This window comes from Paraburkholderia sp. GAS333 (assembly GCF_050435665.1).
GTDB classification, from domain to species: domain Bacteria; phylum Pseudomonadota; class Gammaproteobacteria; order Burkholderiales; family Burkholderiaceae; genus Paraburkholderia; species Paraburkholderia fungorum_A.
Genome location: NZ_JBNDKS010000002.1, coordinates 1206783 through 1221478, shown reverse-complemented (window position 1 = coordinate 1221478; position 14696 = coordinate 1206783). Strand labels below are relative to the sequence as shown.

The following is a 14696-nucleotide window of genomic DNA, read 5'->3' as shown; positions in this document are numbered from 1 at the left end:
TCGTCATGTCCAGTCCGTTCTCCTTACGCCCTTCCGTTCTTTTACGCCGCGCGAAGCGACTCTGGCGGCAGTACGGCATCTTCTGGCTCGGCGCGATCGCGGTGGGTCTGGTGGCCGTGCTGTATGCCCGGCTGATCGATTGGGGCTACGGCGAGTTCCGCATGGTGCAGCAGCGGCACGTCTGGGCGCCGTTGATCATCACGCCCGCGGTCGCCGCACTCGCCGTCTGGCTGACGCGAACCTTCTTTCGCGGCGCGGAGGGCAGCGGCATTCCGCAGGTCATCGCGACCCTCCATTCGAAAACGGGCGAATACGGCTCGCGGCTGCTGTCGTTCAGGATTCTGTTCGGCAAGATCGCCGTGTCGTTCCTGGCGATTCTGGGCGGCTTCACGATTGGTCGCGAGGGTCCGACCGTGCAGGTGGGCGCGGCGCTGATGTTCAATCTGCGGCGGCTGTACCCGCGTTCGAACGCGCTGATCGAACGGCAACTGGTGCTGGCCGGCGCGGCGGCGGGTTTGTCCGCCGCGTTCAACACGCCGCTCGCCGGGATCGTGTTCGCCATCGAGGAATTGACGCGCAGCTTCGAAGCGCGCGCGAGCGGCGTGCTGATTACGGCGATCATCATCGCGGGCGTGATTGCGCTCGGGCTGAACGGCAACTACACGTATTTCGGCACGATTCAGATCGGCGTGCATTTCCCGGATCTGCTGGCGGTCGCGGTGCTTCTCACGGCCATCGTCACCGGTATCGCGGGCGGCGTGTTCGGCTGGCTGCTGCTCAATACCGCACGCTGGATTCCCGCGCCGCTGCGTCAGTTGCACGGCAAGCGGCCGGTCGCGTTCGCCGCGCTGTGCGGCTTCACGATTGCACTGGTCGGGCTGATTTCGGGCGGCACGACGTTCGGCAGCGGTTACGCGGAAGCGCGCGGCCTGCTCGACGGACACGAACAGTTGTCGCTGTTCTACCCGTTCCTGAAGATGATCTCGATGATCGGCTCGTACCTGCCCGGCATTCCCGGCGGTATTTTCGCGCCGTCGCTGGCGATCGGTGCGGGCTTCGGCAATCTGCTGCACATGGTGTTCGGCTCGATGCAATTGCCGATGCTGATCGCGCTCGCGATGGTCGGCTATCTGGCCGCCGTCACGCAGTCGCCGATTACGTCGTTCGTGATCGTGATGGAGATGATCGACGGTCACGCGCTAGTGATTTCGCTGATGGCCACGGCGTTGATCGCGAGCCGGGTGTCGCGCTTTTTTTCGCCGCCGTTGTATGAGTCGCTGGCCGAGCGGTATATGGCGCCGTTGCCGCAACCCGCGCCTGCACCGGTGCCGGAAGTGCCGGAGGTCGAGGTTCCTGCGGCGGAGAAATCAGAGGCTGACGCGGCTGAGAATCAACCGCACGATGATGTCGCGACCAAGGTCGAAGCGTCCGCCCGTGACGCCGATACGGAGGCTCTCGCACAGGCACCGGACCATGTCGACGGCGAGCCATCTACTTCGAAAGATCCCGACGCCCCGCGTCAATAAACGACGACCCTTGGCACATGCACATACAAAGGCCGCGCCGGGTACACAACGCAGCCGGCCAGCATGACAGCCAGCACGGCGATTAGAAGCAGATTCTTTTTCATCACATATTTCCTGGAAGACACGGGCGCACGCTGCATCGCGCCGGTGTCGTCAACCATCCACATTGAAGCGCAGGGTGAACACATCAAGCGATGCCGCCCACCCTGCGCACTCCCGTCCTGAACGCGTTACGCCCAGTGGCCCTGGACCCAGTGATAGTTCGGGCCATGCGAGACCCAATGCCCCGGCACCCAGTGATAACCGACGCGCTCGGCCTGCCAGTGTCCCGCGGCCCACACGTAGCGGCCATGATCCCAACGCCAATGACCGTGATCCCAGACGTAGCCGACACGCGCTGCGGGCACGGCTTCGTAACGTACGGGCGGCGGGGCCGACGGCGCGATCACCACCACTTCTTCAGCCGACGCGGACGCAACGGCAGCGACGCCGGCAGCAATCAGAACGGTATTGGCAAGCAGCAAGCGAAAGGTCTTGTTCATGGTTTCCCTCTTTGGATGAACACCATAAGCGGCGTTATCCGTTTAATGCGCGAGGTGACGAACTGGCTGACCGTGGCCGTGTAACCGCCCATGCGCAAGTGCAACGGATTATTTCGACGCGTGGAGAGCGCAGAGGAATGCATCGTGGGAACATCACGAAGAAAGGGGCAACGAGGGAAATGAACTGCGGGAAATAGCTGAGGCGAAACAGGCCGTTCAACGGCAAAAGCAAAAGCAACCGGAGCTGCGTGCATGCTCGCACGCAAAAACCCAACCCCAAAAACTCACACGCCGCGCAGCATCACGTCATTCCAACGCAACACCGCGCGGCGCGGTCCATCAGACAAACCGGCTGCAACAACCCAGCCGGCTCGATCACTCAAGCCTGAGGTATCTCGATCTTGACCTCGAGCACTTCCAGATCGTCCTGACGTTCGAGACTCACCCGAATATCGTCATCGGAAATCTTCACGTACTTGGAAATCACGGCTACCAGTTCGCGTTGCAACGCAGGCAGATAATCGGCTGGCGGATGACCGCCGGCGCGCTCATGCGCAATGATCAACTGCAGGCGTTCCTTCGCTATCGACGCGGACTTCTTTTTCTCGCCCAGCAAAAACGAAAGAATCGACATGACGTGCGCTCTCCTTACTTGGTGCCGAAGAGGCGCTGCAGCAGCCCGGGCTTCTGGTAATCGGTAAAGCGAAGCGACTTCTGCTCGCCGAGGAAACGCGACACGACGTCCTTATAGGCTTCGGCCACATCGGTGCCGTCGAGGTGCACGGCCGGCAGGCCCTGGTTCGACGCATGCAGCACCGCTTCCGACTCAGGAATCACGCCGATCAGATCGATGCGCAAAATTTCCTGGATGTCGGTAAGCGACAGCATTTCGCCTTCGCTCACACGCTTCGGGTTGTAGCGGGTGATCAGCAGATGCTCCTTGATCGGCTCCTTGCCTTCGATCGCGCGCTTGGTCTTCGACGACAGAATGCCCAGGATACGATCCGAGTCGCGCACCGACGACACTTCCGGATTGGTCACGATCAGCGCTTCGTCGGCGAAATGCATCGCGAGCAATGCGCCCGATTCGATACCTGCTGGCGAATCGCAAACGATGTATTCGAAGTCCATCGCGATCAGGTCGTTGATGACCTTCTCGACGCCTTCCATCGTGAGCGCGTCTTTATCGCGCGTCTGCGAGGCCGGCAGGATGAACAGGTTCTCGCACTTCTTGTCCTTGATCAGCGCCTGATTCAGATTGGCTTCGCCCTGGATCACGTTGATCAGGTCGTACACCACACGGCGCTCGCAGCCCATGATGAGGTCGAGATTGCGCAGGCCGACGTCGAAGTCGATCACGGCGGTTTTGCTGCCCCGCAATGCGAGGGCTGATGCAAAACTCGCGCTCGTGGTCGTCTTGCCCACGCCACCCTTGCCCGAAGTCACCACAATGATTTTTGCCATTACCCTTACCTTGTGTTCGTCAATATCGTCAATTATGTGCGGCCATATTTGCCGTGAAACGCCGCGCGCCGGATTCATTCAGCGCCGCGCGCACTTCGCAGGCGTTACGTGAGCCGCAGCGGTTCGATCATCAGCTTTTCTTCTTCGAGCCAGATCTGCACAGGCTTGCCGAGCACGTCGGACGGCAGCGGGTTCTCCGTCGTTCGATAGATGCCCGCAATCGAAATGAGTTCCGGCTCGAGACACGTGCAGAAAATGCGCGCGTCGTGATTGCCCTGTACGCCGGCCAATGCCCGGCCGCGCAGCGGCGCGTAAATATGGATGTTGCCCTCGGCGATCACTTCCGCGCCGTAGCTCACAAGACCGAGCACGACCAGGTCGCCCTTCGCGTAGATGCGCTGACCGGAGCGCAGCGGCTTGTCGACCACCATCGTTTGCGACGACGTGGCGAGCCGCACGGGCTCGGCAGCAGGCGTGGGTTCGACGGCGGCGGAAGCGCTCGCGGATGCAGGCGTGTCGGGAGGAAGCAGACTTGCCTGAGCTGCAGCGGGCGTAGCGCTGGCACTGGCACTGGCACTGGCGGCGGCGCTCGCGTTGGCCGCAGCACCCTCTTCATCAGCGGATTTTCCGCTGGCGCCACGACGGTCGCGCGCCTCGAGCAGCGGTAGCGCCGACTCGGCCGCCCACCCCTGCTGCGCGTTCGCGACCACGCCGACCGGCCGCATGCGCACGCTGTCCAGCAGTTGCGCGATGTCGGCGAGCGACACGCGTTCGTTCACGGCGAGGCGCCGCACGTCGATCGCGACGACGTCGTTAGCGAAGAATTCGGGGGTCGCCTCGAAGCGCCGGGTCAGCTCGGCACGCATTGCATCGAGGTCGGTTGTCTTGACCACGAACAGGAGCGTATCGACAGCGCCACTGCGGAGTTCGAAAAAGGGCGATTTCTTGGGCGACATAGCGTTCGGCAAAAAATTTTGCGTATTTTACAGGCGTCCACGCGCACAGCGAGCTTTTTTGCCGGGAGAAAAAATGCGCTCGACGGCCGCGTGCTCGCGCACCACCTGCTCGCGCCGCGTAGCGGCCAACAGCCTGACCGCGAGGCCTGGCCGGGCGCCGTCGATCGAGCGAATGTGTGGACCGGCAAGCGACCCACGCGCCCGGCTACGAACGCTGTGCAGACATGGAAGGGAATCGAGCGGCAGACTGACGCGCCGCTCGCGGAGATCACTGCTGATGCACCTGGGACGTAACCGGCACATGCCGTACAAGCAGGCTTTCGACCTGCTCGGGCGCACGCTCGACGCGCCGGTGCTCGCCGGTCGGACCGAAACCGAGCGCCTCGTAGAAGCGCATGGCGTTACGGTTGGCGTCGGCGACCCACGCGTAGATTTCGTCCGCGCCTTCGCCGGCCAGCCACGCGCCGGCCGTATCGACCAGCAACTCGCCGCCCCGCAGATGACGCACCGCGGGCGCCACCCACAACTCGCAGACAAACGCGCGGCGCGCTGCCGAGTCGTCGAAATGCGCTTCGATCAATCCGGCCGGATGACCCTCGGTGTAAAGAATGAAAGTGCTGACGGAAAACGAAACCGCGTGCTCGGCGGCGGTCACGTCGAAACTGGCGGCCTCCGCCGACAACGCGTCTTCGAGCGTCGCGCCGAAGGCGTAGGGTGCCTCCCTCAGCGACGCGGTGCGAAGTTCGCGAAAAACGGTGCCCTGTTCAGCGGCAATACGGCGAACGGTCAATGACGGAATCATGCAGACGAAAACCCCTTGAAACCCTAAGGCGTAGCTTTAACCGAACCGGCGCGCGAGTCAATTCATTCTTGACTGGATTCAGCCGCCGCGCGAAGTATCGGCACGAAACGCGCAAAAACTGGGCACTTTTCACGCGTCGGGCATCAGACGCGGGCGGCGCAATGCCGCGTGACCATGCTGCTGGACTTGCTGCGTGAACGCGTTGCGCATCGACCCGATGCGCGGCGCGCTCACTGTGCTCAATCTTTACTCAAGGTGCTTCGTAGCTGCCGGTGCCATCCGGCCACGGCGTCAGCAGTTCATAACCGTCGTCGGTGACGGCGATCATGTGCTCCCATTGCGCGGACAGCGAGCGGTCCTTGGTCACCACCGTCCAGCCATCGCGTTGCACCGACGTGCCGGCGCGGCCTGCGTTGACCATCGGCTCGATCGTGAAGACCATGCCCGGCTTCAGACGCACGCCCTGCCCCGGCTGGCCGTAGTGCAGCACCTGCGGATCTTCGTGATAGACCTTGCCGATGCCGTGCCCGCAATAATCGCGCACGATCGAAAAGCCATCGCGCTGCGCCACTTTCTGGATCGCGTAGCCGACATCGCCGAGCGTCGCGCCCGGCTTCACCTCGCGGATACCGGCAAGCATCGCCTCGTAGGTCGTGTCGATCAGCTGACGCGCCACCGTGCTCGGCTGACCGACGCAATACATGCGGCTGGTGTCGCCGAAATAGCCGTCCTTGATGATCGCGACGTCGATATTGACGATGTCGCCGTCTTTCAGGATCTCGGCGCGGTTCGGAATGCCGTGGCACACCACCGAGTTCACCGACGTGCAAACCGTCTTCGGAAAGCCCAGATAACCGACATTGGCCGGAATCGACTTTTGCGTGTTGACGATGTAGTCGTTGCACAGCGCGTCGAGCTCGTCGGTGGAGACACCGGCCTTGACGTGCTCGCCAATCATTGCCAGCACGTCGGCCGCGAGGCGGCCCGAAATGCGCAGTTTGGCGATGTCGTCGGGAGTCTTGTAGGTAATGGCCATGAATTCAGTCGATTTAAGTCGGATGGGTTCGATGTTTCAAAGGGCGCGGGACGGCAGATGCGATGAGCGCGACGAGCGCCGGTGCAAATGCGGGTCCTGATACATGTCATAAGCGCAAGCTCATACAGGTAGGTGGGGGCGCCCTGTCATGCAGCGCCCGCTTTGCACTTGTCGCATGGGTGATGCGGCAATTTCGTACTTCAGCGGGCGGTCGATCGGGCAATTGTACAGAGGATCGCGGCGAGTCCTCCGCAAAACGGGCGGAACGACCTGGATAGGCGATCGGCCGTTTTAACGCAGCACTATCCGGCATCTTAAAAACGCTCAACGGAACGTCACGTTTCTGGCCGCCGGATTAGCGCCCGCGGCATATGTTGCGAATGCACCAGGAAATCTTTTGTGAGGTTTGCATCTAGTCGCAGATTCGCTCCGTAAAGGCGGATGAGGACTCTCTTCTTCTCCGTCTAATACTTAGTTCTTCTCAGAAGAACCGGGGCCTCATTGCGTCCGCGTTTTTGCGTTCGAGCACGCGAGCGGGCAGCGTCCGCAGTAAACCATCGGAGGAGCAGAACCATGTCGGAATCCAGCAATAAATCAGCATCCCTGATCGATGCATTCGATCGTCGCGTCGAGCGCCGCCTGCAGCGCCGGCAATTTTTCCGCAACGCCGGCGGCCTGGGTCTGGGTCTGGTCGGCGGCACGTTGATCAGCGCCTGCGGCGGCGGGTCCGGTTCGAGCGTGTCGGCGGCCAGCGCACCGACCGACGCTGAAATTCTCAACTTCGCGCTGAATCTGGAGTACCTCGAATCGCAGTTCTACACGTATGCAACGACCGGCTCGGGATTGGCCGCCAGCATGACGGCGGGTGTCGGCACGGCGGGCACGGTGATTCCCGGCCAGCAGGTTCCGTTTCAGGACGCAGTGGTCAAGGCCTACGCCAACGAGATCGCCAACGACGAACGCGAGCACGTAGCATTCCTGCGCAGCGCGCTCGGGTCGGCAGCGGTCGCGATGCCGTCGATCGATATCGGCGGCACCAATCCTAACGGCGCGTTCTCGAATGCGGCGCGCGCGGCGGGACTCGTCGGCGCAGGCGTCGCGTTCAATCCGTACGAGAGCGACAACAACTTCCTGCTCGGCGCGTTCATCTTCGAAGACGTCGGCGTCACCGCTTACAAAGGCGCTTCGCCGCTCATCACCAACAAGACGTTTCTCGAAGCGGCGGCCGGCATTCTCGCGGCCGAGGCGTATCACGCGGGGCTGGTACGCACCGTGCTGTACTCGAAAGGGATCGACATGACGAGTCTCGTCACGGCGGCCAATGCGATCTCGGCCGCACGCAACAGCCTCGATCAGAACGGCCACGACGATCAGGGCATCACCGGCGCGACGGCCGGCACGTCGAACATCGTGCCGCTCGACAGCAACGGACTCGCGTTCAGTCGCGGCTACGGCAACGTGCTCAACATCGTCTATCTGACGAGTTCGATCGCGACCAAAGGCGGCTTCTTCCCGAACGGCGTGAACGGGACACTCAACATGAGCGCGTGACGCGCATGCTGTGAGCACCAGCCTCACCGGCAACGGGACGCCGCGACCGCTATCGCAATCGCGCGTCCCCGTTCGCCGGGCTTCACCGTTATTGCCCCGCACGCCGGACGACGAACAGGAGCCGCGATGAACGAAGCAGTCAGCCAGGCCGTAGGGCCGCAGACCCTCAGCGAGCAAGCCTGCTTCGATATCCGCGAGACGCTGGCGGGAAGGCGGCGCGGCCTGCGGGCGATCCTGCCGTTCGCGGGGCCCGCAGTGGTGGCGTCGATCGCGTACATGGACCCCGGCAACTTCGCGACCAACATCCAGGCGGGCGCGAGCTACGGCTACTCGCTGCTGTGGGTGGTCGCGGTGGCGAACGTGGTCGCGATGCTGTTCCAGTCGTTGTCCGCGAAACTCGGGCTCGTGACCGGCCGCAATCTTGCCGAGCTATGCCGCGCGTCGCTACCGCGCCGTTGCGTGTTCGCGATGTGGGGCGTCAGCGAAATCGCGGCGATGGCGACCGATCTCGCCGAATTCGTCGGTGGTGCGATCGGCGTATCGCTGCTCACGCGTTTGCCGATGATGCCGAGCATGCTGATCACCGCCGCCGTCACCTACGGTCTGCTGCAATTCGAAAAGCGCGGCTTCCGGCCGCTCGAACTGGCGATTGCGGCGCTCGTCGGCGTAATCGGGCTGTCGTATCTCGCGGAGTTGCTGATTGCGCCGGTGCACTGGGGCGCCGTGGCGAAGCACACGTTCACGCCGTCGATGCCCGATCGCAACGCGCTGACCATTTCCGTCGGCATCATCGGCGCGACCGTGATGCCGCATGTGCTGTTCCTGCATTCGGGGCTGACCCAGCATCGCGTGAAACCCCGCAACGACGGCGAATGCGCGAAGCTGCTGCGGTTTTCGAATATCGAAGTGGTGGTTGCGCTGGGGGTCGCGGGGCTCATCAACATGGCGATGGTGATCATGGCGTCGGGCGCGTTTCACGCCGGACACGCGGAGATCGCGAGCATCGAAACCGCGTGGCGTACGCTCACGCCGCTGCTCGGCGGCGCGGCGGCGGGCCTCTTTCTGGCGGCGTTGATTGCGTCGGGGGTGTCGAGTTCGGTGGTGGGCACGATGGCCGGGCAGATGATCATGCAGGGTTTCGTCGGCTTTCATGTGCCCGTGTGGGCGCGGCGGCTGGTTACGATGGTGCCCGCGTTTATCGTGGTCGCGCTCGGTGTCGATGCAACGCGCGCGCTGGTGCTGAGCCAGGTCGTGCTGAGTATCGCGCTGCCGTTGCCGATGATCGCGCTGGTGTGGTTCACCTCGAGCGGGAAGCTGATGGGCCGTTACCGGAACCGGCGCTCGACGACCATTGCAGCCGCGACCGGCGCGCTGGTGGTGGTCGGCCTGAACGGGGTTCTGCTTTGGCAGGTGATGAACATCGGCGGATGAATGGGCGGATGAATGCCCCTGCATCCATTCCCCAAGCCACCGCGTACATTGATCGAACGAACTTTTTCGGACGATCGCCCCTCATGCCTCGACGCCTGCTCACCGTGACCGCCGCTCTCGCCCTCGCCGCGCTTGGCGGTTGCAGCGCGGCGGGCGTGCTCAATGCCACCGTGTCGCACAAGAGTTTCCACGTGGAAAGCGGCCTGCCCTACGGCACCGCCCCTCGCCAGCAACTAGACGTCTACACCCCGGCAGCCGGTGCGCCGCCGGCCGGGGCACATGGACGTCCCATCGTCGTGTTCTTCTATGGCGGAAGCTGGCAAAACGGCTCGCGCAGCAGTTACCTGTTCGTCGGCGCAGCGCTGGCGTCGCGCGGATATGTCGCCGTGGTGCCCGACTACCGGACATGGCCTGATACCGCGTTCCCCGGTTTCGTCGATGACGCGGCCGCCGCCGTGCGCTGGGCGCGCGATCACGCGGCCGAAACCGGCGGCGATCCGTCGCGAATCTTTCTGATGGGCCATTCCGCTGGCGCGCACATCGCGATGCTGCTCGCCACCGACGGCCGCTACCTCGCGGCGCAGCAGATGAGCAAAAGCGACCTGAGCGGCGTAATCGGGCTGGCCGGTCCGTACGACTTCCTGCCGCTGCACGACGCCACGCTCGAACAGATTTTCCCGCCCGCGTTGCGCGCCGCGAGTCAGCCGATCAATTTTGTCGAAGGCGACGAGCCGCCGGTTTTCATCGCTGCGGGTCAGCGCGACACCACAGTCGATCCGGGCAACACCGACCGCCTCGCCGCCAGGCTGCACGCAGCGGGAGATCAGGACGTGGAAGTGAAGCACTATCCGCGAGTCGGGCATGCGCTGCTGGTGGGCGCGATTGCGGGCCCGTTACGCGGATTCGCGCCGGTGCTCGACGATGTCAGCGCGTTTATCGACGCGACGGTGTGCCGGGATGCGCTTGAACTGAAGATGCCTCCGTCGTCCTCGTCAGGCACGGCAAGCAACGTGTATCAGATACGGCGGCGCGCAAAAGCTGCTACTGCCGCTGCGGACACCGCACAAACATCGGCATCGACGCAGGACGGGGATTGCCCCAGGCAAAGCGCGCCCGGCCGTCACGAATAAACCACAAGCACCCGCAACCTCACTGCGCCGTCCCCAGCAATTGCTTGCGCAAGGCTGGCGCGCGCGTCGCGGGATCGAGCCAGATACCGAAGAACGCCCGCGCGAAAGCGGGATCGTCGAACTCGCCGGTCATGCGCTCGCCCGCGTAAAACCGCACGCCTTTATCCGGCAGATAAACCGCGCTGATCTGATCGCCAGGCGCGACATCGACAAACGCCTGAAGCATGTTCGCGCGCCAGCGCTCCAGCGTTTGCGCGGGAATCGGCGCGTCGGCGATCCGTTTGATTTCGTTGATGCCCGTGTCCGCCAGCCGCTCGCGCCGGATGCTTTTCACGTAGACGATGTGCAGCGCGAAGCGCTCGCCGTAATCGACCGGCACGCGCTCGCTCCACATCTGCGCGCGATACAGCCTGAAACCGAACACGCTGAAATCGCCTTCGCCGACCAGTTTCGCGGACTGCACGTCGTCATGCCAATCCGCCCACGCCGGGCTCGCCGACAACGTCGCGAGCATCAGCGCGAGAGCCGCGAGCGCGCGCATGTCAGTCGGCCTTCGCGAGAAGAAACTGCATCACGTCTGTGCGTCCTTCATCGAAACCCGCTTCGCAGTAGGCCAGATAAAGCCGCCACGTGCGCACGAAAATTTCGTCGAAGCCTTGCGTGCGGATCGTGTCGAGTTGCGTTTCGAACGCGCTGCGCCAACGGCGCAACGTCTCCGCGTAGTCGCGGCCGAACTGCAGCGAAGTACACGCGACCAGCTTGCCGCGCCGCGCGGCATCGACGAAACGTTGCGGACTCGGCAGCATGCCGCCCGGAAAAATAAACTCGCGGATAAAGTCGCTCGTCGCCCGATACGCGGCGAAATGCGAGTCGTCGATCGTGATGGTTTGCACCAGCGCGCGGGCACCGGGCCGCAGACGTTCGCGTACGATTTCGAAGTACGTCGGCCAGAATTTCTCGCCGACCGCCTCGAACATTTCGATCGACACGATACCGTCGTACTGCCCCGTCAAGGTCCGGTAGTCGCGCAATTCGAGTTGCACGCGCTCAGCCAGGCCCGCTTCGTTCACGCGTCGCTGCGCGAATTCGAGTTGCGCTGGCGAGATCGTCACGCCATGCACATGGATGCCCTGGCGTGCCGCATGCATCGCAAAACCGCCCCACCCGCAGCCGATTTCAAGCACCTGCATGCCCGCGCGCAAACCGAGCGTATCGATGATGCGTTGATATTTCGCGTGCTGCGCATCCTCGAGCGACTGATGAAAATTGCCGTCGAACACCGCGCTCGAATACGTGAACGTCGGGTCGAGCCACTGCGCGTAAAACGCGTTGCCGATGTCGTAATGCGCGTGAATATTGCGCCGGCTGCCCGAGCGCGTATTTGGCCTCAGCCGATGCCGCAGCCCGTACCAGAGTTGCGCGAGCCAGCCGCCGTACACGGTACGTTGCAGCGCACGCTCATTGCGGATCGCGACGCGCAGCAACGCGGCGAGGTCGGGCGTATCGACCCAGAACGAGCGCCACGCATCGGCGAAACCGATGTCGCCCTTGCGCAGAATCGCACCGCACGCACGCCAGTCGCGCAGTTCAAGACGCGCGCCGGGCGCCGCGTGCGGATCGCCGAACACGCGCGGCTGACCGTCCGGCGTGACGAGCACCAGGTGCCCGACCTTGATCCGTTCGAGCAGCGACAGAAACAGGCGGCCTGACGCGGGGACGGTCTGAAGGCCGCTAAGGGTTCTTGAAAGCGCCATGGCTGAAGCTCCTCAATCGGACGAAACGGGCTGCGCAGCGGCGGAAGTCCGGGCGGCTGCGGCGGGGTCGGTGGATGCGTCGGCGCTGCGGCCCGGCGCGGGATGTTTGCCGTAGAACGGTGTTTTTTTGAGAGCAAGCCGCACCGCCTGCCAATGAATTCTCACGACGACGCCAACACTCAGCAGCGGCTGGCGGATCAGCGCGGCGAATGCGCTCGCGCGGGTGAGCGGCGTCAGGCGGCCGGACAACACGGTGCGGATCAGCAGACCGTCCGCGTCGTGGTAATCGATCGCGACAGACGAGCGGCCGGCACCCTCCTTCACGCGAAACGTATAGCTTCCTTCCACGCGACAAAACGGCGAGACGTGCAGCACTTTCCGGCATGCGAGCGGGGTGTCGACGGTGATCGGCGCGTTGTTTTCTGCGCTGAGCAGATAGCTGTGACGCGCGCCGAAGGTGTTGCGCACCTCGGCGAGCAGCGCGCGGAGTTGTCCGTTGCGGTCGTGGCAAAACCAGAAGCTGATCGGGTTGAACGCGTAGCCGAACACGCGCGGGAAGGCCTGCAGCCAGATCTTGCCGTCCGCTTCGCCGATGCCTGCTGCAGAAAGTTGTTCGCGCATCCACGTAGCGAGTTCGCTGCCGTCGCGTGGGCCGTGATCGCGCCGATACAGACTGAGCGGACGCCAGCGGTCGACACCGAACCAGCCGCTGTCGAGCGAATCGAGACGGTCCAGGTCGCAGCGCACGTAGAACACGGGGTACGTGAACCGGTGATGCGCCGGGCGCACGCGTTCGTGCATGACCTGGCCGGTCAGGAGCCAGGCGTCGGGCGTTGCGCTGACGGCTGCGTTAGCGTCGGCCGGCGTCATAGTTGCGCCCATGTCGGTGCCGCGTTGAAATCGGCGGCCACGCGCAGCGCCGATTTCAGACCGTCCTCGTGAAAACCGTAACCCGTCCACGCGCCCGCGAACCATGTCCGCCGCTGGCCTTGCAGCGACGGCAGACGATGCTGCGCGTCGATCGCGGCGAGATCGAACAGCGGGTGGTCGTAGTGAAAGCGGCGCAACTCGGTGCCCGGCGCGGGCGGCGTCACCGGATTGAGCGTGATGACTAGCGGCGTGCTGAACGGCAACGGCTGCAACTGATTGACCAGATAGCTGACGCACACCGGCCGCGTGCCGTCGACACCCTGCCGCCCCAGATAATTCCACGCCGACCACACCCGCTGACGACGCGGCAGCAGCGACGTGTCCGTATGCAGCACAGCAACGTTCGGCTGATAACGCACGGCGCCGAGCACGCTGCGCTCATCCTCACCGGCGTCTTCCAGCAGACGCAGCGTGGTCGGCGCGTGCGTGGCGAGCACCAGCGCGTCGAAGCGCTCGGTGCCGTCGTCGGTATAGACGCTGACGCCCTCGTCGTCGCGTCGCACGCCACGCACCGGCGTGCCGATCCGAACATCGTCGAGCGTGCCGACAATGCGTTTCACATACTCACGTCCGCCGCCGAGCACGGTCCGCCATTGCGGCCGCCGGTTCACCTGCAACAGCGCGTGATTCAGGCAGAAGCGCAGGAAGGTGGTGGCCGGGAACGCGAGGATGTCGGCGGTCGCGCTCGACCAGATCGCGGCGGCCATCGGCAGCAGATAGTGGCGCTGGAACGCGCCGCCGTAGCCGCCCGCCGTCAGCAGTTCGCCCATCGACGCGCGCGATTGCGTCGCCAGTTCGAGGTTCTGCTTGGCGCTGCCGTTAAAACGCATGATGTCGCGCAACATGCCGATAAAGGTCGGCGAAAACAGGTTGCTACGCTGCGCGAAAACTGTGTTCAGACTGGTGCCGGCCCATTCGAGACGGCCTTCGTCGAGCGAGACCGAGAAGGTCATGTCGCTCGGATGCGACTGCACGCCGAGCTCGCCGAACAGCGCGATCAGGTTCGGATAGGTGCGGTCGTTGAAGACGAGGAAACCGGTGTCGACGGGATGCGTGTGACCGTCGAGCGTGACGTCGACGGTATTGGTATGGCCGCCCGCGTAATCCGCCGATTCGAACAGCGTGACCTGATGCTCGCGCGCCAGCAGATAGGCGCTGGCCAAACCCGAGATGCCCGCGCCGATGACCGCGACCCGCGAGCCGCGCGGAAGTTGAGGCGGCGATACGGATTGATGAGGCATGAGCGCGTCTCCCGTTTGGGGTCGCGCGGTTAGTTTGTGGGTTTGGCGAGGCGTGCGCGTCCTTGAGGGGAATTACGCAGCGGCGACGAAAATGGATGCAGCAGGACGGTGACGGAACGCTCTAGCGATCTGCGGCAACAAACAGTCGCCAAAGAGCCGGACCACAAAGCAAAAACCCCGCAGAACTTTCGCTCTGCGGGGTTTTTTAATTTGGCGGAAAGGGTGGGATTCGAACCCACGGTACGGGAAAACCGTACGCCTGATTTCGAGTCAGGTACATTCGACCACTCTGCCACCTTTCCGGTTTTTCCAACTCGTAGCCGGTAAGCTACT

The 14696-nt window shown here is 63.6% G+C and carries 14 protein-coding genes and 1 tRNA gene; 4 read left to right on the top strand and 11 right to left on the bottom strand.

Annotated elements, in window-relative coordinates:
- Positions 1–5 precede the first annotated feature (5 nt).
- Positions 6–1526 (top strand): chloride channel protein, encoded by a 1521-nt coding sequence (locus tag ABH945_RS14595; RefSeq protein WP_429250944.1) that lies wholly within the window; start codon positions 6–8, stop codon positions 1524–1526.
- Between the two features lie 230 nt (positions 1527–1756).
- Here ABH945_RS14595 and ABH945_RS14590 read toward each other — a convergent pair whose 3' ends face one another.
- From ABH945_RS14590 to map, 6 genes are all read right to left on the bottom strand, one after another.
- A complete protein-coding gene (locus ABH945_RS14590) occupies positions 1757–2068 on the bottom strand; it encodes a YXWGXW repeat-containing protein (RefSeq protein WP_074763348.1) in 312 nt (103 codons plus the stop codon).
- A gap of 379 nt (positions 2069–2447) precedes the next feature.
- Positions 2448–2702 (bottom strand): cell division topological specificity factor MinE, encoded by a 255-nt coding sequence (gene minE, locus ABH945_RS14585; protein WP_074763347.1) that lies wholly within the window; start codon positions 2700–2702, stop codon positions 2448–2450.
- A gap of 14 nt (positions 2703–2716) precedes the next feature.
- On the bottom strand, positions 2717–3532 hold the full coding sequence (gene minD / locus ABH945_RS14580; RefSeq protein ID WP_007175863.1) for a septum site-determining protein MinD: 816 nt from the start codon (positions 3530–3532) through the stop codon (positions 2717–2719).
- A gap of 104 nt (positions 3533–3636) precedes the next feature.
- On the bottom strand, positions 3637–4488 hold the full coding sequence (gene minC / locus ABH945_RS14575) for a septum site-determining protein MinC (protein WP_429250943.1): 852 nt from the start codon (positions 4486–4488) through the stop codon (positions 3637–3639).
- Positions 4489–4756: 268 nt separating this feature from the next.
- Positions 4757–5290: a GNAT family N-acetyltransferase gene (locus ABH945_RS14570; RefSeq protein ID WP_074763345.1), complete on the bottom strand. Its 534-nt coding sequence runs from the start codon at positions 5288–5290 to the stop codon at positions 4757–4759.
- Positions 5291–5540: 250 nt separating this feature from the next.
- Positions 5541–6326 carry a type I methionyl aminopeptidase gene (map, locus tag ABH945_RS14565; RefSeq protein ID WP_074763344.1) on the bottom strand — a complete coding sequence of 262 codons (786 nt, stop codon included), beginning with the start codon at positions 6324–6326 and terminating at the stop codon, positions 5541–5543.
- 573 nt (positions 6327–6899) lie between these two features.
- Between map and ABH945_RS14560 the strand changes: the two genes are divergently transcribed.
- The 3 genes from ABH945_RS14560 to ABH945_RS14550 all read left to right on the top strand — a co-directional run bounded on the left by ABH945_RS14560 (position 6900) and on the right by ABH945_RS14550 (position 10438).
- Positions 6900–7877: a ferritin-like domain-containing protein gene (locus tag ABH945_RS14560; RefSeq protein ID WP_074763343.1), complete on the top strand. Its 978-nt coding sequence runs from the start codon at positions 6900–6902 to the stop codon at positions 7875–7877.
- A gap of 126 nt (positions 7878–8003) precedes the next feature.
- Complete coding sequence (locus ABH945_RS14555; RefSeq protein ID WP_429250942.1) at positions 8004–9308, top strand: Nramp family divalent metal transporter; 1305 nt, start codon at positions 8004–8006, stop codon at positions 9306–9308.
- Between the two features lie 83 nt (positions 9309–9391).
- Entirely contained in the window at positions 9392–10438 is a 1047-nt protein-coding gene (locus tag ABH945_RS14550) for an alpha/beta hydrolase (RefSeq protein ID WP_429250941.1), read from the top strand.
- A gap of 19 nt (positions 10439–10457) precedes the next feature.
- Here the strand turns inward: ABH945_RS14550 and ABH945_RS14545 are convergent, their stop codons facing one another.
- The 5 genes from ABH945_RS14545 to ABH945_RS14525 all read right to left on the bottom strand — a co-directional run bounded on the left by ABH945_RS14545 (position 10458) and on the right by ABH945_RS14525 (position 14665).
- Positions 10458–10979, bottom strand: coding sequence for a chalcone isomerase family protein (locus ABH945_RS14545; RefSeq protein ID WP_429250940.1), 522 nt, complete (start codon positions 10977–10979; stop codon positions 10458–10460).
- 1 nt (position 10980) lies between these two features.
- Positions 10981–12192: a class I SAM-dependent methyltransferase gene (locus tag ABH945_RS14540; RefSeq protein ID WP_429250939.1), complete on the bottom strand. Its 1212-nt coding sequence runs from the start codon at positions 12190–12192 to the stop codon at positions 10981–10983.
- Between the two features lie 12 nt (positions 12193–12204).
- Positions 12205–13074, bottom strand: coding sequence for a DUF1365 domain-containing protein (locus tag ABH945_RS14535; RefSeq protein WP_429250938.1), 870 nt, complete (start codon positions 13072–13074; stop codon positions 12205–12207).
- A complete protein-coding gene (locus ABH945_RS14530; RefSeq protein WP_429250937.1) occupies positions 13059–14363 on the bottom strand; it encodes an NAD(P)/FAD-dependent oxidoreductase in 1305 nt (434 codons plus the stop codon). The genes ABH945_RS14535 and ABH945_RS14530 overlap by 16 nt, the downstream gene beginning before the upstream one ends.
- A 211-nt stretch (positions 14364–14574) precedes the next feature.
- Positions 14575–14665: transfer RNA gene (locus ABH945_RS14525), tRNA-Ser, on the bottom strand.
- Positions 14666–14696 lie beyond the last annotated feature (31 nt).